Genomic DNA, 16,387 nt, shown 5'->3' on the forward strand with positions numbered 1-16,387 from the left:
CGCCATGTATGAATTGAGCCTGATGAGCCCGGAAGACCGGGTCGAATCCCTGAGCGATGCCCTCGATGCGCTAGATGCCCTGAGCGTCTCGGTGGAGGATGCCGACGCCCAGACCGATGCCGAACAGGCCCTGTTTGGCGAGCCCGGTATGCCGCCCCCCAAAGACGGCTGGCAACGCAGCCGCATCGTGGCCTTGTTTGCCACTGAGGCCTTAGCCGAAGAAGCACGCAACCTGTTGCAAGCGCAAGAGTTTTTTGACGGTTGCGCGGTGTTGGGCATTAGCCCGCTGGCCGACCAAGATTGGGTGCGTTTGACGCAATCGCAGTTTGCCCCAGTGGACATCACCCCCGATTTTTGGATCGTGCCCACTTGGCATGAGCCACCAGCGCAAGCCACGCGTGTGATTCGCCTTGACCCCGGCTTGGCCTTTGGCACCGGCACCCACCCCACCACCCGCATGTGCCTGCGCTGGATTGCCCGCCAACCCCAAGGCAGCTTGGGCCGGGTGCTGGACTATGGCTGCGGCTCCGGGATTTTGGCCATTGGCGCGGCCAAGTTTGGCGCGCAAGACATTGATGCGGTGGATATTGACCCCGCTGCCGTGGAATCGAGCCAGCAAAACGCCCACGCCAATAGCGTGCAGATGCACTCTGGCCTGCCCGACTTGGCCCAAGGCAGCTACCAGACTGTGCTAGCCAACATTTTGGCAACACCACTGCGGGTGCTGGCCCCACTGCTGTGCGCCCATGTGGCCGCTGGCGGCCATCTGGTGCTGGCCGGTATCCTAGAGCGCCAAGCCGACGAGCTCAAAGAAGCCTACGCCCCCTATCTGCCGCTGCAAGTGGCCGATGCCCAAGAGGGTTGGATTTTAATGACCGCACAACGCTAACTCCCCTCCACGCCAGCCTACCCACCACCGCCGATGAGCCAGATCACCCGCTGCCCGTCTTGCGCCACCTCGTTCAAGGTGGTTCCGGATCAACTGCGTATTTCCGAGGGCTGGGTGCGCTGCGGTCATTGTGAGCATGTGTTTGATGCCACCGAGCATCTACAACCCCAGCCGACAGCGGCAACCCCGGCCCCAGCAGACATCCAAAGCGGCGCGCAAAACGCCACCTTGCCCACGCCATTGGCTGCCGCCAGCGCTACGCGGCCCGTATCCCCAGCCGACCCGTGGGAAATACCCCTGCCGCCGCCCCCAGCCGCCCCCAGCCCCGAAGAGTTGGCCCCGCCGCCACCGGAGGTGCTCGACTTTGCAGCACCGACTGCCAGCAGCATTGATCTGGACTGGCCAGAGGCAGCACCACCCCCGCCACCAATCACAGCCCCAGTACCGCCACCACCACCGCCGCCTCCTCCTCCCGCACCCATCCCCGCGCCGCCAGCGCCTGCCCCGATCCCGGCAGCCAGCATCCCTACCGATATTGATTGGCCTGAGCCTGCACTGGAGCTAGAGGCCGAAGCCACCACAGAAGCAGAACTGGCACGCGCCGCAGAGGCTGAAGCCAACGCCAGCCCGGTGATGCCCGAATTGGACTTGGCCCCATTGCCAACGCCCAAACCAGAGGCCAAAGAGGTATTTTCTGCCCCGGCTTTGGCACCCAGCCTCTCCTTGGATGAACGCATAGAACCCAGTGGCCCACTGGACTGGGCGCAAGACACGCCAGCGGCTACGGCGCGGCCTGCGGCTGCATTGGCGGCCACTACCCCAGTGCATCCAGCACCAAACACCGCCGCCCCCGCAACGGCAGCAGTGCCAACACGCAAAAACAAAAACAAACGTCCCGCCCCAGTTTCTGCCGACCCCCCCCCCCCTCCCACTGCGGATACCCCCGACGTTGGCCCCGACGAGCCTTCGTTTGTGCGGGCAGCACGACGCAAGGCCCTGTGGCGCAAACCACTGGTGCGCCTAGGGCTGGCCCTGTTAGCCACCTTGCTCTTGCTGGGCTTGATCGGGCAGGTGTTGGTGCATGACCGCCACAGGCTGGCGGCATCGCAACCGTCTTGGCGTCCCATGCTAGAACTGCTGTGCGGGCCGCTCAATTGCACGGTGGACTTGTACCGACAAATTGGCGCGGTGGTGATAGAAAGCTCCTCCTTTAACCGAGTGGATGGCGGCGTTTACCATTTTGCCGTGACGCTCAAAAACCGCTCTGGCCTGATGCTGGAGATGCCTGCCGTGGAGCTAACACTCACCGATGCCAACGAGCAGCCGGTGCTGCGGCGCGTTTTCATGCCGCAAGAATTGGGAGCCGGTACCACACTAGCGGCCCACGCTGAATGGAGCTCTACAGTGCTGGTGCGCATTGCCACTGGCAACACGCCCATGGCAGGCTACCGGGTATTAGCGTTTTACCCTTAAGGCATGAAACGCTACGAAGCACTGGCTGCCATGGTCTGACATGGCTTAAAAACCAAAAGCCGACCCAAGGTCGGCTTTTTGCGGGTGGCGCTAAGGCCGACAGATCAGATTAACGCTCGTCAAAGCTGATGGTGACTTGCTCGCTGGTAGGGCGGGCTTGGCAGCTCAAGACAAAGCCTTGGGCGATTTCATCGGCTTCTAGGGTGTAGTTTTTGTCCATAGTGACCGAACCACACAGCACCTTGGCGCGGCAGGTGCAGCACACACCAGCCTTGCACGAGAACGACAAATCCAAACCAGCATCCAGCCCGACATCCAGCACGCGCTCGGAGGAGGCCATCGTCATGTGGTGTTCTGTGCCATCGACCACAATCGTCAGTTGCACCGTGCGCGCTGCCGAGGCTTTGGGGGCATCAATGCTCACCACTTGCGCACCCGTAGGGGCACCGGCGCTAAAGCGCTCGCTGTACACGCGGTTGGCGGGCACACCCGCCTCGACCAGCGATTTTTCTACCGCGTCCATCATCGGCTCAGGGCCGCAGATAAACACTTCATCCATGCTCTTGACTGGCAAGAAGGCGGCAATCAGGGCACGCACCTTGTCGCCATCAATCAGCCCTTGCAACAAGTCCACTTCTTGGGCTTGGCTGGACAGAATGTGGATCATGGTGAAGCGGCCAGCAAAACGATCTTTCAGGTCTTGCAGGGCTTCATTGAACATGACGGTAGCCATGTTGCGGTTGCCATAGACCAAGGTGAACTTGGACTCAGGCTGCTCTTCCAGCGTGGTGGCGGCAATCGACAAAATCGGGGTAATGCCCGAACCACCGGCAAAGCCCACGCGGTGAATGGCGCGCTGCTTTTTGACCACAAAACGGCCATCGGGGGTCATCACGTTCAGGGTGTCGCCCACCTTGATGGCGGTAGTGGCCCAGTTGGAGAACAGGCCGTTTTCTACCGCACGGATGCCCACTTCGATCTCACCGCGCTGGGTCAGGCGGCTGCGGGGGCTGCTGATAGAGTAGTTGCGGCGCACATCTTGGTCGTTGATAGTGGCGCGCAGCGTCAGAAACTGGCCCGGCTCAAAAGCGAAAGCTTCGCGCAGGTTGGCCGGGATGTCAAAAGTGATGGCTACCGCACCAGCCGCTTCCGGGCTGACACGCTTGACCTTGAGTTCATGGAAATGGGGTGCAGACATGCTGGCGTTTCCGGTTGGCGTTAATACGGCTTGAAGTAATCAAAAGGTTCTTGGCAATCTAGGCATTTGTACAGCGCCTTGCAGGCGGTGGAACCAAAATGCGAAGACTCCACAGTATGGCTGGAGCCACAGTGCGGGCAGGGCACAGCGGGCTCAGGCTCGGCAGCACCGCGCACAAAGCGCAGCACGCTCTCGCCCGCCTCGCGCCCTTTAGCGCAGTGGTGGCCGGGGGGCGCAATGCCGTAGGCGCGCAGCTTTTCTTTGGCAATATCGGTCATCCAGTCGGTAGTCCAAGCTGGGGCCAATTGCGTCACCACCTTGGCCTGCAAGCCAGCGGCTTGCAGGGTGGTGTGGACATCGTCCTCAATCTGGCCCATCGCTGGGCAGCCGCTGTAGGTGGGGGTGATGACCACCTCCAGCCCGTCGGCACCCTGACGCACATCGCGCAAAATGCCCAGTTCACGCAACGACACCACCGGAATTTCCGGATCGGCCAAGGTTTCTAGGGCAGTCCAAGCTGCCTGTATGGCATCGGCGGGGGTGACAACGGTGTTCATGGTGTTTTTACCAGGTAGCGTTAGGATGGGCGCGGGCCAAACTTTGCATCTCGGAGAGCAAGAAGCCCAGATGCTCAGAATGCAGACCTTGTTTGCCTTCGGTGATGTAGCCTTCAAACGCTGGGCGCACCAAGGTGGCTTCAGCCAAAGCATCGTTCACCAAAGCGTCCCACTGGGCGCGCAGGCTGGGCACGCTCACACCAACACCGGTGGCCACGGCAGCGCTTTCGATGCTGCTGTCTGTCCAGAATTCTTCGGTGTAAGGCATCAGGTGATCCAGCGCTGCTTGCACGCGGGCGTGCGATTCGTCGGTGCCATCACCCAAACGGATCAGCCAGTCACGCGAGTGGCGCAGGTGGTAGCGCACCTCTTTGAGCGACTTGGCAGCAATTGCGGCCAGTTGCTCATCTTTGGACTGCTGCAAGGCTTCCCAAACCAGCACCATCAAGGCGCTGTAGAGAAAGTTGCGCACGATGGTGGTGCCGTAGTCCATGTCAGACTTGGCGTAACCCACCAAAGCGCTGCGGTGCGGCAGCTCCAACAAGGTGTAGTTGCGAAACTCGGGCTCATCACGGAAGTAGGCCAGCTTGTCTTCGGTGGCGTCGCCACCCAAGACCACAGCGGCTTGCTGGTACAGCAGGCGGGCTTGGCCAATCAAGTCCAAGCTGACGTTGGCCAGCGCAATGTCTTCCTCAATCACGGGGCCGTGGCCACACCATTCGGCGTTGCGCTGGCCCAGCACTACGGCGTTGTCAGCCAAGTGCAACAGGTAGTTGGCAGTTGCACTCATGATTACATGTGCCCCACTTCTTCCGGAATTTCGTAGAACGTTGGGTGGCGGTAGATTTTGTCAGCCGCTGGGTCAAACAGTTCTTCTTTATCGTCCGGGTTGCTGGCAGTGATTTGGGCCGAAGGAATCACCCAGATGCTCACGCCTTCTTGGCGGCGCGTGTACATATCGCGGGCCATTTGCAAGGCGTGCTGCGCGTCCGAGGCGTGCAGGCTACCGCAGTGCTTGTGATCCAAGCCTTGCTTGCTACGAACAAAAACTTCCCACAGGGGCCAATCTTTCAGTGCGGGGGTGCTCATGCTGCTTCCTTCATTGCGCGTTGTTGCTGTTTGCGGGCGTGGGCCAGGGCGGCATCACGCACCCATTGGCCGTCGTTGTGCGCTTTCACGCGGGTCGAGAGACGTTCTTTGTTGCACGGGCCGTTGCCGTTGACCGTGGTCCAAAACTCATCCCAATCGATTTGGCCGTAGTCGTAGTGACCACGTTCTTCGTTCCACTTCAGGTCGGGGTCAGGCAGGGTGATGCCCAACACCTTGGCCTGTGGCACAGTGGCGTCGATAAACTTTTGGCGCAGGTCGTCGTTGGACACGCGCTTGATACCCCAGCGCATCCCTTGGGCGCTGTGGGGGCTGTCAGCATCTGGGGGGCCAAACATAGCCAAGCACTTCCACCACCAGCGGTTGACGGAGTCTTGCACCATCGCCTTTTGCTCGTCGGTGCCGCGCATCATCACCAGCAGGGCTTCGTAGCCTTGGCGCTGGTGGAAGGACTCTTCCTTGCACACACGGATCATGGCGCGGGAGTAAGGGCCATAAGAGCAGCGGCACAGCGGCACTTGGTTCATGATGGCTGCGCCATCGACCAACCAGCCAATCGTGCCTACATCGGCCCAGTTCAGGGTCGGGTAGTTAAAGATCGAGCTGTACTTGGCCTTGCCCGAGTGCAGTGCATCGAGCAGGTCGGCACGGCTCACACCCAAGGTTTCAGCGGCGCTGTACAGGTATTGGCCGTGGCCACCTTCGTCTTGCACCTTGGCAATCAAGATAGCCTTGCGCTTCAAGCTAGGAGCGCGGCTGATCCAGTTGCCTTCGGGCAGCATACCGACGATTTCGCTGTGGGCGTGCTGGCTGATTTGGCGCACCAGCGTTTTGCGGTAGGCGTCGGGCATCCAGTCTTGTGGCTCAATGCGGCCATCGGCGTCGATGCGGGCATCAAACTTTGCCATCAACTCAGGCGGCTCGATAGCCGCCACGGCTTTGATTTTTTGGCCGGTGTCATCCGGCACACTGAACGATTGCGTGTACATGGCGATTACTCCTTGAAGGTTGAGGCCAATACGGTGGGGAAAATCAGAGCAACCAAGCTGGCGTGCGCTTTTCTAAAAAAGCGGCAATGCCATCTTTGGCTTCGCTGGTGGCGCGCTGGCGGGCAATGCGCTGCGCGGTCTCTTCACTGATGTCGTCATTGATGGGGTGGCCATCGACGGCGGCAATCAGGTCTTTAGCGGCCTTTTGTGCCAGCGGTGCGCCCACAATCAGCGGTTCGATTAGTTGGGCGATAGTGGTATCTAATTGGTCGCGCTCGCACACTTCAGTCACCAAGCCCATCGCCAACGCCCGCTGTGCCGAGAAGCGCTCGCCACTCTGAAAGTAACGCAGTGCATGGCGTGGCCCAATGGCACGCAACACATAGGGGCTGATGACCGCCGGGATGATGCCGAACTTGACTTCAGAGGTGGCAAAGGTGGCATCACTGCTGGCCACCGCCATATCGCAGGCAGCAGCCAAGCCAGTGCCACCACCCAACGCCGCCCCTTGCACACGGGCCACGGTGGGCTTAGACATGCCCGACAGGGCGCGCAACATGCGGGCAAACTTGCGGGCATCGGCGCGGTTTTCTTCCTCGGTAAAGGCAGAGGCGCGCTTCATCCAGTTCAAATCGGCACCGGCAGAAAAATGCTTGCCACGGCCAGCCAACACCACCACCCGCACCGAGGCATCGGCATCGAGTTCGGCGCAGGCCGCGCCCAAGTCGGCAATCAGTTGCTCATCAAAGGCGTTGAACACATCGGGACGATCCATCCAGATGGTGGCGACACGCTCTTGGCGCTCAATACTCAGGGTTTGGTACATGGTGGAAGTGGCTCGCAGTCAGTAGCTCAAAGTTATTGCGGCAGGTGCCATTTGCCGTCCTTGACTTCCAGCAGGCGGAAGGCGGACAGGTTCAGGCCCATGTGGTCGGTGGCCGACATATTGAAAGTGCCGCTGGTAGCCACAAAGCCTTTGGTCGATTCGAGGGCATCACGCACCTTGGCTTTGTCGGTGCCGTTGGCACGCTTCATGGCATCTACCGTCAGCATCAGCGCGTCGTAGGCGTAACCACCAAAGGTGGACACTTCGGACTTGTAGCGCGTCTTGTAGGCCAAGTCGTACGCTGCCACCACCGGCTTTTGTGGGTCGTTGGCGGGCAGTTGTTCAGGAATCAACTGGGCGGGCGAAGGCAAACGCACGCCTTCGGCGGCTGGGCCAGCCAGCTTCAGGAACTCATCCGAGGCCACACCATGCGATTGGTACAGTGGCAGGCTGACGCCCAACTGCTTGTAGTTCTTGGTGACGATGGCCGGGCCTTGGCCCAAACCAAAGACAAACACCGCTTGCAAGCCTGCGGTATTTTTGATCTTGGTGAGCTGGGGGCTCATGTCGGTGTCTTTGGGGCCGTAGGTTTCGTTGGCCACCAGCGTGATGCCGTACTTGGATGCTACGGCTTCGGTTTCTTTCTTGCCCGACTGGCCAAAGCCAGAGGTTTCCGACAGCAGGGCCACCTTGGTCAGGCCGCGCTTTTTCATGTCTTCAAACACTTTTTCGGCGGCCATGCGGTCGGTATGCGGGGTTTTGAAAACCCACTTCTTCACCGGCTCGACCACCACCACGGCACCGGCCAGCGAGATAAAGGGCACTTCGGCCTTGGTGACCAGCGGCACCATCGACATCGTGGCCCCAGTGGTGGTGCCACCGATGATGACGTCCACCTTGTCGTTGTCGATCAGGCGCTTGGTAAAACCGTTGGCCTTGTTGGCATCACTGCCGTCGTCGTAATGCACCAGTTCCAACTGGCGGCCCAGCACGCCGCCTTTTTTGTTCAGGTCTTCAACGTACATTTGCAGCGTCTTCAGCTCTGGGTCGCCCAAAAAGGCAGCCGGGCCGGTGACGGAGAGCACAGCACCGATTTTGATCGGGTCTGCTGCCATCGCTACCATTGCGCCCAAGGCCAAAGTGGCACCGACGGCGATTTGCTTGAGTTGAAATTTCATTGCTTTGTCTCCTGATAAATAGTTGTTGAGTTTTCCTGGTGATCTCAGACGCGCTCAATCACCATGGCAATGCCCTGACCGACGCCAATGCACATCGTGCACAGCGCATAACGACCACCACGGCGGGCGAGTTCATAACTGGCGGTAGTGACCAGACGGGCACCACTCATGCCCAGCGGGTGGCCCATCGCAATAGCACCGCCGTTGGGGTTGACGTGGGCGGCGTCATCCGACAAACCTAAGTCGCGCAGCACGGCCAGCGCTTGGGCGGCAAAGGCTTCATTGAGTTCGATCACGTCCATTTGCGCCAGAGTCAGGCCGGTTTGGGCCAGCACCTTGCGCACGGCAGGGGCGGGGCCAAAACCCATGATGCGTGGGGCCAAGCCAGCAGTTGCCATGCCCACAACACGGGCGCGCGGGGTCAGGCCGTAGCGCTGGGCAGCTTCTTCAGAAGCCAGCAGCACGGCGCAAGCGCCATCGTTCACACCAGAAGCATTGCCCGCCGTGACGCTCAAATCGGGGCCATTGACGCCCTTGAGCTTGGCCAGCATTTCTAGCGTGGTTTCGGGACGAGGATGCTCGTCGGTGGTCACCACCAGCGGATCGCCCTTCTTGCGCGGAATGGTGACGGGCACCAACTCATCCGCAAAACGGCCTGCGGCATTGGCAGCACCCCAGCGCTGTTGCGAGCGCAGGGCGAAGGCGTCTTGGTCAGCACGGCCAATTTGGAACTCTGCGGCCACGTTGTCCGCTGTTTGCGGCATCGAGTGGGTGTCGTAGAGCTTCTTCATCACAGGATTGGGAAAGCGCCAGCCGATGGTGGTGTCGTACACCACATTGCTACGGCTAAACGCGCTATCTGCCTTAGGCATGACAAACGGGGCACGGCTCATGCTCTCGACGCCACCTGCAATCATCAGGCTGGTTTCGCCGGCCTTGATCGAGCGGGCAGCCAAACCGATGGCATCCATACCGGAGCCGCACAGGCGGTTGATGGTGGTGCCGGGCACTTGCACCGGCAAACCGGCCAGCAGGCCCGACATGCGCGCTACGTTGCGGTTGTCTTCACCGGCTTGGTTGGCGCAGCCGTAGATGATGTCTTCGACGGCAGCCCAGTCCACTTGGGGGTTGCGCTCCATCAGCGCTTTGAGCGGCACCGCACCCAGATCATCGGCACGCACCGAAGACAGGGCACCGCCGTAGCGGCCAATGGGGGTGCGGATAGCGTCGCAAATATAAGCTTGGGTCATGCGAATCTTTCTTTAGGCTTGCTTAGGACGCTCATCGAACACGCGGCGGGCTTTGCCAGTCAGGGTGCGCGGCAGGGCATTGGCCTCAAACACATTGACTTTGGTCGAGATGCCGACAATGGTTTTGATGTGGTGTTGCAACTCTTTGGCTACTTGTTGCACTTGGGCTGGGCTAAGCTGGCCGGTCAGGCTGTGTTGCAATTCGCAGCGGATTTCGACGTTGTCCAAGTGGCCATCGCGGCTCAGGTGGATTTGGTAGTTGCCCGACAAACGGGGATCGCGCAAAATTTGCTCTTCCACTTGGGTCGGGAAGACGTTGACGCCGCGCACGATCAGCATGTCGTCCGAGCGGCCCGTAATCTTGCCCATGCGGCGGAACGAGCGCGCTGTAGGTGGCAGCAGGCTGGTTAAGTCGCGGGTGCGATAGCGAATGACCGGAAAAGCTTCTTTGGTCAGCGAGGTAAACACCAGTTCACCCAGTGCGCCGTCGGGCAACACTTCGCCAGTGTCGGGGTTGATGATTTCGGGGTAGAAATGGTCTTCCCAGATCACCGGGCCGTCTTTGGTTTCGATGCACTCGCAGGCTACACCGGGGCCCATCACTTCGGTCAGGCCGTAGATGTCGATGGCGTCAATGCCCAGTTTTTTCTCGATCTCGGCGCGCATGCCTTCGCCCCAAGGCTCGGCACCAAAAATACCAACCTTGAGCGAGATGTCTTCGGGGGCAATGCCTTGGCGCTCAAACTCTTCGGCAATCACCAACGAGTATGAGGGCGTGACCATGATGGCATCGGGCTTGAAGTCCATGATTTGCTGGACTTGCTTTTCCGTCTGGCCGCCGGACATCGGCACTGCCGTGCAACCCAAGCGCTCAATACCAAAGTGCGCGCCCAAGCCGCCGGTAAACATACCGTAGCCATAGGAGTTTTGCACCATATCGCCGGGGCGCACACCGGCAGCGCGCAGCGAACGGGCGGCCAAATCGGCCCAGTTGTCGGCATCTTGCCGGGTGTAACCCACCACAATCGACTTGCCGGTGGTGCCGCTGGAGGCGTGCAGGCGCAACACCTTGGGCAGGGGTACAGCAAACAGCCCAAAGGGGTAGTTGTCGCGCAAATCCAGCTTGGTCATGAAGGGGAACTTAGCCAAATCGGCCAGCGTCTTCAAGTCATCGGGGTGTACGCCCTTGGCCACACATTTTTCGCGGTAGGGGGCCACGTTGTCATAGGTGTGGCGCACCGACCACTTCAGACGCTCTAGTTGCAGCGCGGAGATTTCATCGCGGCTGGCGGTTTCAATGGGTTCCAAATCGCCGGGAGCGGGTTGCTTAACGGTCATGAAAATGGCTCCTTAAATTAGAATTTCTTATCAATAGGGGAAGGCAAGCGGGCGCTTAGGCAGCTCCATCTTGCGTGGCAAAGCTGGCGGTCACTTCGCCCTTGATGCGGTAGCTCTTGCCCCGGAACAGCGCTACGGTTTTGCCACCGACCACGCTCACGGTGACGTCATAGACGCCGGTGCGCCCTGCGGCGGAACGCTCCACAGCCACGGCTTCGAGCACATCGCCCTCGCGCGCTGGCGAGAGAAAGTCAATGTGGCAGGCCGAGGCCACGGTGTTGAGGTTGTAGCTGTTGCAGGAATAGGCAAAGGCGGTATCGGCCAGCGCAAAAATCATCCCACCGTGGCAAATGTGGTGGCCGTTGACCATGTCAGGACGCACCGCCATACGCAGGGTGGCTTGACCCGGCGTGACCGACATGCGCTCCATGCCCAAGGCTTGGGCGGCATGGTCGCGCTGCCACATGGCATCGCTGGCAGCCGTAGCCAACTCTTGGGGGTTCAAAGCAGAGGTATCAACTTCAGACATGGAGAGTGCTCTCGGCATAAACGGCTTGCTGGATCAGCGGTGAGATGCGGTAGCGGTCTTCGCCGTAAAACCGGCCCAGATGCCGCAAAACGGTATCGATTTGCTCCACACCCACGGCATCGGCCCAAGCCAACGGGCCGCAGGGGTAGTTGACGCCCAAGCGCATAGCGGCATCCGCGCCACGGGCATCGCACACGCCTTGGTTCACGGCATCTGCGGCTTCGTTGGCCAACATAGCGACGGTGCGCATGACGGCCAAACCGGGCACATCGTTGAATTCAGACACGGCCCAACCTGCGGCTTGCAACAGGCCAATGGCAGCATCACGCGCGGAGGCGCTGGCTTGACGGGCTGCCGCCACAGCTAAACGGGTGGCACGACCATAGTCCAATGCCAAATCGACCAGCACGGTGTTGGCAACGTCGGTGGCTTGGGCGCGCTGGGTGGCACTGCGGCCATCGGTTTGGTACAACGCGGCATCACCCGCTTGAGCGACACAGCCATCAGCGGTGGCTTCGGCTTGGGTAAAAGTGACGCTAGCAGCTTGCAAGCGGCTCACCAAGGCTTGGGCCAGCGCCGTGGTGCCATACACAGTGATTTGTGCAGGCACGGCAGCAGCGGCAGCAGTGCTAGGTGCAGGCCGTTCAGCGCCAGCGGCATAGCTGTAAAAACCCCGGCCTGTCTTGCGACCCAAGAAGCCCGCATCCACCAGCTCTTGCTGGATCAGCGAGGGCAAGAAACGCTGGTCGTTAAAGAAGGCATTCCAGACCGAGCGGGTGACGGCGAAATTGACGTCGTGGCCGATCATGTCCATGAGTTCAAACGGCCCCATACGGAAGCCCCCGGCCTCGCGCACCACGGCATCAATGGTGGCGCAATCGGCAGCGCCTTCGTGCAGCAGGCGCAAGCCTTCGGCATAAAACGGACGGGCGACGCGGTTGACGATAAAGCCCGGTGTGGACTTGGCGTGTACCGGCGTTTTGCCCCACGCCGCAGCGGTGGCAAACAGCGTCTCAGCCACGGCAGCATCGGTAGCCAACCCAGACACCACTTCTACCAGTGCCATCAAAGGTGCTGGGTTAAAAAAGTGCAGCCCGGCCAAACGGCCCGCATTTTGCAAGCCTGCGCCAATCGCGGTGACAGAAATGGACGAGGTGTTGGTGCCAAAAATGCAATGCCCACCCACCACCGCTTCCAAATCACGGAACAAGGCGCGCTTGACTTCCAGATTTTCGACAATGGCTTCCACCACCAAACCGGCATCGGCCAGTTGCGCTAGGTTCTCTGCGGCTTGCAGACGCTCACCCGCAGCGCGGGCTGCTTCAGCAGTCATCTTGCCTTTGTCGGCCAGCTTGCCCAATTGCGCCCGAATGCCCTCAATGGCTTGCTGGGCAGCGCCGGGGCGGTTGTCTAATAAGCGTACCGGATGGCCCGCTACGGCTGCCACTTGGGCAATGCCCGCGCCCATGGCACCGGCACCAATCACCGCCACGACGGCGGACAGGGGAAGTGCATTCACCGCCATGCTCATGCTCCGGTAAAGCGCGGTGTGCGCTTTTCTAGGAAGGCCGACACGCCTTCAACATAGTCGCTGCTGCGGCCCAGTTCACGCATATACAAGCCTTCTAGCGTGAGCTGCTGCTCTAGCGTGTTGGTACGCCCAGCCTGCATAGCTTGGCGGGTACGCACCAGCGCCTTGGTGGGCATGGTGGCCAATTGTTCAGCCAGCTTTTGCACGCTCTCGGCAAAGGCATCTTCGGCCACGGCCTCCCAAATCAGGCCCCACTCGGCGGCTTTGGCGGCGGGCAGTTTGTTGCCGGTCATCGCCAAGCCCAAGGCGCGGGCTTGGCCCAAGCGCTGCGGCACCAGCCAAGAGCAGGCGGTATCTGGAATCAAACCAATCTTGGCAAACGGCAACATAAAAGAAGCCGCTTGGCTGGCAATCACCATGTCGCAGGCCAGCGCCAAGCTGGCACCAGCGCCAGCGGCTACACCATTGACGGCAGCCACCGTGGGCACACGCAGATTAGCCAAGCGCATCACCAGCGGCTTGTAGTGGCGCTCAACCACATCGCCCAAATCGGGTGGGGTTTCGCCGGGCACAAAGCGCACTTCGGCATCGGCCAAATCTTGCCCAGCGCAGAAGCCCCGGCCTGCGCCGGTCAGCACCAACACGCGCACGGCGGCATTGGTTTGGATGCTGTCCAAGGCGTCGCGCAACTCGGCGTGCATGTCCGCGTTGAAGCTGTTCATCTTGTCCGGACGGTTCAGCGTCAGGCGGGCCACGCCGCTGTCGCTGACCTCGAACAGAATATGTTGATAAGCCATCGTTGCGGCCCCTTAGACGTGGTAGCGGCGTTGCACCACGCGGAATCGGTTGGCGACAAAGGCCGAATCCGCATACGAGGCGTTGGCTGCGGGGTTGCCGCCGGTGCCGTGGTAATCCGAGAAAGCGCTGGACTGGTTCACAAACACGCCGCTGGTCAGGTTGATAGACAGCGCCACCTTGCCGCGCCAAGTGGCTTCAGTCATGGCGTCAATCACTTCTTGGCGGGTGGAGTACAGGCCCACGGTCAGGGCACCATGCTCACGCACGATGCGCTCGGACAAAGCGATGCCAGCGGCAGTATCGGCCACCTTGACGACAAAGCTGATCGGGCCAAAACGCTCTTCCATGTAGGCAGCCTCATCGGCAGCATCGCAGGCCAGCAACACTGGGGTGCGTACTTGGGCAGCGGGGAAGTCGGGGTTGTTGAGTGTTTGCGAAGCCAGCACCACGGTGCCCAGTTGGCCGCTGTTGGCGTGGGCCACACGGTCGGCGGTGGCTTCGGACTGCATCGCACCCAGCACTGCAAAGGCCACTTCAGGCTTGGACAGGAAACGGGTAATGGCCTTGCCCAAGTCGGCACACACTTCATCGTAGCTCTTGTGGCCTTCGTCGGTGTCGATACCGCCAGCGGGCACAAAAATGGCCTGCGACGTGGTACACATTTGGCCCGAATACAGTGACAACGTGAACGCCAAGTTGCCCAGCATGGCCTTGTAAGCGTTGGTGGAGTCGATGACGATGTTGTTCACACCAGCCAACTCGGCATAAACCTGCGCTTGCTTGCAGTGCTCAATCAGCCACTGGCCAAACACGTTGCTGCCAGTAAAGTCCACCGACTTGACGCTGGGGTGCGTTGCCAGCGCTTGGGTGACGCTGCGGTTGTCGGTCACGCACAGCGTGACCAAGTTGGGGTCAATGCCGTTTTCAGCCAGCACAGCGCGAATGGTGCGCACGGTGATAGCGGCGGGCAAGATGGCGTTGCTGTGCGGCTTGATAATCACGGCATTGCCGGTAGCCAGTGCAGCAAACACGCCCGGATAGGTGTTCCAAGTGGGGAAGGTGCCGCAACCGACCACCAAACCCACACCCCGGCCCACCACTTCAAAATGCTTCTTCATGACCAAGGCGGGGTTTTTGCCTTGGGGCTTTTCCCAGACAGCTTCGGCGGGGACAAAACTTTGTTCGCGCCAAGCGTAGGCCACGGCCTCCAAACCACGGTCTTGGGCATGGGGGGCACCAGCTTGGAAGGCCATCATCCAGCCTTGGCCGGTGGTCATCATCACGGCATGGCCCAGTTCAAAGCTCTGGCGGTTCAGGCGGGCCAAAATTTCTAAACAAATACCAGTGCGGCCTTCAGCACCGACGGCTTGCCAGCCCTTCATGGCAACCAGACCGGCATCAATCAGGGCTTCATGGTCGCACAGCGGGTAATGGACGTTCAAGGCACCAGCGTAGGGCGAGACCTCGTTGCCTGTCCAGCCGTTTTGGCCGGGTTGGTTTAGCTCAAAGTTTTGACCCAAGTGGGCTTCGTAGGCGCGCTTGCCATCTTCGGCGGCGGTTTCACCGTAAGCCTTGGGGCTGGGCATCTCAGTGTAGGGCGACCAGTAGCCACGGGTGGCGATGGCTTGCAAAGCGCCATCGAGGGTGGCACGGTGTTGTTCAAACAAAGGATGGGACATGCTTTTTCCAAATAGAAACGGCTGAAACTTGTACGCAAAGCAGCGGAGCCAACGCTGCTCTACCGAGCAACAAGCAACACACAAATTTCATTTCATCAGAAAAAAGTGTATCACTTAAAGAATGGTTTTTCTTAGAGGGAAAACCTTAATACGATAAACATTTATGGCAAAAATTAGCTTGCAATGTCACATACCAAGATAGGCAGCGCGCACCTTCTCGTTGTGGATCAAGTCTTGGCCGGTACCGGTCAGGGTGATCTCGCCGGTTTCGAGCACATAGCCCCGGTCGGCCAGTGCCAGCGCGGCAAAAGCGTTTTGCTCGGCCAAGATGATGGTCATGCCCTGCGCCTTGAGCGCCTTGACCACGTTGAACACCTCCTGCACCAGCAGCGGAGCCAAACCCATCGACGGCTCATCGAGCAGCAGCAGCTTGGGGCGGCCCATCAGTGCGCGGCCAATAGCCAGCATCTGCTGTTGGCCGCCCGACAGGGTGCCCGCAGGCAACTTGCGCTTTTCCTTCAAGATCGGGAACATGGCATAGACCTTTTCGAGGTCTTCGGGCACTTGCTGCTTGGGCTGGGTGTAAGCGCCTAGCAGCAGGTTGTCTTCAATCGACAGCGGGCCAAACACTTGCCGCCCTTCAGGGCTTTGGCAGATACCCCGGCGCATCCGTTGGTCAGCACGCACCTTCGAGATGTCTTCGCCATCAAACACAATTTGCCCAGCACCCATCGGTTGCACACCCGACAGCGTGCGCAAAAAGGTGGTTTTACCGGCACCATTGGCACCGACCAGCGCCACGGTTTCGCCCCGGTGGATTTCTAAATTCAAGCCTTTCAGGGCTTTGATGCGGCCATAGCTGCTCTCTAAGCCACTGACTTTGAGCAGCACGTCACCACCGCTAGCGGGCATGGGTGTCTTCAACACACCGCCGCTGTGGGCTCCCAAGCCTATCGACTCTGGGGCCAAACTGACCACGCGGTGGTACAGCTCCTGAAACTCGGCTTGGGCTTCGGGGCCAAACAGCGGGTCGTTGTGTTCTTGG

At 60.2% G+C, this 16,387-nt stretch carries 16 protein-coding genes; 2 read left to right on the forward strand and 14 right to left on the reverse strand.

Annotation, left to right across the window (positions count from 1 at the left end; translation table 11 throughout):
- The first annotated feature begins 4 nt into the window (after positions 1-4).
- Together prmA and BMX55_RS16840 are read left to right on the forward strand one after the other, a co-directional pair.
- Positions 5-889 carry a 50S ribosomal protein L11 methyltransferase gene (gene prmA, locus BMX55_RS08555; protein ID WP_091455960.1) on the forward strand — a complete coding sequence of 295 codons (885 nt, stop codon included), beginning with the start codon at positions 5-7 and terminating at the stop codon, positions 887-889.
- Between the two features lie 33 nt (positions 890-922).
- Positions 923-2,362 carry a zinc-ribbon and DUF3426 domain-containing protein gene (locus BMX55_RS16840; RefSeq protein WP_091455964.1) on the forward strand — a complete coding sequence of 480 codons (1,440 nt, stop codon included), beginning with the start codon at positions 923-925 and terminating at the stop codon, positions 2,360-2,362.
- 109 nt (positions 2,363-2,471) lie between these two features.
- On the opposite strand, the gene BMX55_RS08565 is transcribed toward BMX55_RS16840, so the two are convergent.
- The 14 genes from BMX55_RS08565 to BMX55_RS16705 all read right to left on the reverse strand — a co-directional run bounded on the left by BMX55_RS08565 (position 2,472) and on the right by BMX55_RS16705 (position 16,230).
- The gene (locus BMX55_RS08565; protein ID WP_091455968.1) at positions 2,472-3,560 is read right to left on the reverse strand and encodes a 2Fe-2S iron-sulfur cluster-binding protein; all 1,089 of its coding nucleotides are present in this window, start codon (positions 3,558-3,560) and stop codon (positions 2,472-2,474) included.
- A gap of 20 nt (positions 3,561-3,580) precedes the next feature.
- A complete protein-coding gene (paaD, locus tag BMX55_RS08570) occupies positions 3,581-4,117 on the reverse strand; it encodes a 1,2-phenylacetyl-CoA epoxidase subunit PaaD (protein ID WP_091455972.1) in 537 nt (178 codons plus the stop codon).
- Between the two features lie 7 nt (positions 4,118-4,124).
- Positions 4,125-4,907, reverse strand: coding sequence for a 1,2-phenylacetyl-CoA epoxidase subunit PaaC (gene paaC, locus BMX55_RS08575; protein ID WP_091455975.1), 783 nt, complete (start codon positions 4,905-4,907; stop codon positions 4,125-4,127).
- 2 nt (positions 4,908-4,909) lie between these two features.
- Positions 4,910-5,206, reverse strand: a complete 297-nt coding sequence (paaB, locus tag BMX55_RS08580) for a 1,2-phenylacetyl-CoA epoxidase subunit PaaB (RefSeq protein ID WP_091455979.1) — start codon at positions 5,204-5,206, stop codon at positions 4,910-4,912.
- A complete protein-coding gene (gene paaA, locus BMX55_RS08585) occupies positions 5,203-6,213 on the reverse strand; it encodes a 1,2-phenylacetyl-CoA epoxidase subunit PaaA (RefSeq protein WP_091455982.1) in 1,011 nt (336 codons plus the stop codon). Before paaA ends, paaB begins: the two co-directional genes overlap by 4 nt.
- Positions 6,214-6,256: 43 nt before the next feature.
- Positions 6,257-7,039 carry an enoyl-CoA hydratase/isomerase family protein gene (locus BMX55_RS08590; protein ID WP_091455984.1) on the reverse strand — a complete coding sequence of 261 codons (783 nt, stop codon included), beginning with the start codon at positions 7,037-7,039 and terminating at the stop codon, positions 6,257-6,259.
- Between the two features lie 32 nt (positions 7,040-7,071).
- Positions 7,072-8,217 (reverse strand): ABC transporter substrate-binding protein, encoded by a 1,146-nt coding sequence (locus BMX55_RS08595; protein WP_091455987.1) that lies wholly within the window; start codon positions 8,215-8,217, stop codon positions 7,072-7,074.
- A gap of 44 nt (positions 8,218-8,261) precedes the next feature.
- Complete coding sequence (gene pcaF / locus BMX55_RS08600) at positions 8,262-9,467, reverse strand: 3-oxoadipyl-CoA thiolase (protein ID WP_091455989.1); 1,206 nt, start codon at positions 9,465-9,467, stop codon at positions 8,262-8,264.
- Between the two features lie 12 nt (positions 9,468-9,479).
- Complete coding sequence (gene paaK / locus BMX55_RS08605) at positions 9,480-10,805, reverse strand: phenylacetate--CoA ligase PaaK (RefSeq protein WP_091455992.1); 1,326 nt, start codon at positions 10,803-10,805, stop codon at positions 9,480-9,482.
- 55 nt (positions 10,806-10,860) lie between these two features.
- A complete protein-coding gene (gene paaI / locus BMX55_RS08610) occupies positions 10,861-11,334 on the reverse strand; it encodes a hydroxyphenylacetyl-CoA thioesterase PaaI (RefSeq protein WP_091455995.1) in 474 nt (157 codons plus the stop codon).
- The gene (gene paaH, locus BMX55_RS08615) at positions 11,327-12,859 is read right to left on the reverse strand and encodes a 3-hydroxyacyl-CoA dehydrogenase PaaH (protein ID WP_218144473.1); all 1,533 of its coding nucleotides are present in this window, start codon (positions 12,857-12,859) and stop codon (positions 11,327-11,329) included. Before paaH ends, paaI begins: the two co-directional genes overlap by 8 nt.
- Positions 12,860-12,861: 2 nt before the next feature.
- On the reverse strand, positions 12,862-13,662 hold the full coding sequence (gene paaG, locus BMX55_RS08620; RefSeq protein WP_091456002.1) for a 2-(1,2-epoxy-1,2-dihydrophenyl)acetyl-CoA isomerase PaaG: 801 nt from the start codon (positions 13,660-13,662) through the stop codon (positions 12,862-12,864).
- A gap of 12 nt (positions 13,663-13,674) precedes the next feature.
- The gene (paaN, locus tag BMX55_RS08625; RefSeq protein WP_091456006.1) at positions 13,675-15,342 is read right to left on the reverse strand and encodes a phenylacetic acid degradation protein PaaN; all 1,668 of its coding nucleotides are present in this window, start codon (positions 15,340-15,342) and stop codon (positions 13,675-13,677) included.
- A 186-nt stretch (positions 15,343-15,528) separates the two neighbouring features.
- On the reverse strand, positions 15,529-16,230 hold the full coding sequence (locus BMX55_RS16705; RefSeq protein WP_245751346.1) for an ABC transporter ATP-binding protein: 702 nt from the start codon (positions 16,228-16,230) through the stop codon (positions 15,529-15,531).
- Positions 16,231-16,387 lie beyond the last annotated feature (157 nt).

The organism is Giesbergeria anulus (genome assembly GCF_900111115.1).
In the GTDB taxonomy this organism is placed as follows: Bacteria; Pseudomonadota; Gammaproteobacteria; order Burkholderiales; family Burkholderiaceae_C; genus Simplicispira; species Simplicispira anulus.

Excerpts from the sequence above, each read along its gene's own strand:
- prmA (WP_091455960.1), top strand. The coding sequence starts at position 5 with ATGTATGAATTGAGCCTGATGAGCCCGGAAGACCGGGTCGAATCCCTG.
- BMX55_RS16840 (WP_091455964.1), top strand. The coding sequence starts at position 923 with ATGAGCCAGATCACCCGCTGCCCGTCTTGCGCCACCTCGTTCAAGGTG.
- BMX55_RS08565 (WP_091455968.1), bottom strand. The coding sequence starts at position 3,560 with ATGTCTGCACCCCATTTCCATGAACTCAAGGTCAAGCGTGTCAGCCCG.
- paaD (WP_091455972.1), bottom strand. The coding sequence starts at position 4,117 with ATGAACACCGTTGTCACCCCCGCCGATGCCATACAGGCAGCTTGGACT.
- paaC (WP_091455975.1), bottom strand. The coding sequence starts at position 4,907 with ATGAGTGCAACTGCCAACTACCTGTTGCACTTGGCTGACAACGCCGTA.
- paaB (WP_091455979.1), bottom strand. The coding sequence starts at position 5,206 with ATGAGCACCCCCGCACTGAAAGATTGGCCCCTGTGGGAAGTTTTTGTT.
- paaA (WP_091455982.1), bottom strand. The coding sequence starts at position 6,213 with ATGTACACGCAATCGTTCAGTGTGCCGGATGACACCGGCCAAAAAATC.
- BMX55_RS08590 (WP_091455984.1), bottom strand. The coding sequence starts at position 7,039 with ATGTACCAAACCCTGAGTATTGAGCGCCAAGAGCGTGTCGCCACCATC.
- BMX55_RS08595 (WP_091455987.1), bottom strand. The coding sequence starts at position 8,217 with ATGAAATTTCAACTCAAGCAAATCGCCGTCGGTGCCACTTTGGCCTTG.
- pcaF (WP_091455989.1), bottom strand. The coding sequence starts at position 9,467 with ATGACCCAAGCTTATATTTGCGACGCTATCCGCACCCCCATTGGCCGC.
- paaK (WP_091455992.1), bottom strand. The coding sequence starts at position 10,805 with ATGACCGTTAAGCAACCCGCTCCCGGCGATTTGGAACCCATTGAAACC.
- paaI (WP_091455995.1), bottom strand. The coding sequence starts at position 11,334 with ATGTCTGAAGTTGATACCTCTGCTTTGAACCCCCAAGAGTTGGCTACG.
- paaH (WP_218144473.1), bottom strand. The coding sequence starts at position 12,859 with ATGGCGGTGAATGCACTTCCCCTGTCCGCCGTCGTGGCGGTGATTGGT.
- paaG (WP_091456002.1), bottom strand. The coding sequence starts at position 13,662 with ATGGCTTATCAACATATTCTGTTCGAGGTCAGCGACAGCGGCGTGGCC.
- paaN (WP_091456006.1), bottom strand. The coding sequence starts at position 15,342 with ATGTCCCATCCTTTGTTTGAACAACACCGTGCCACCCTCGATGGCGCT.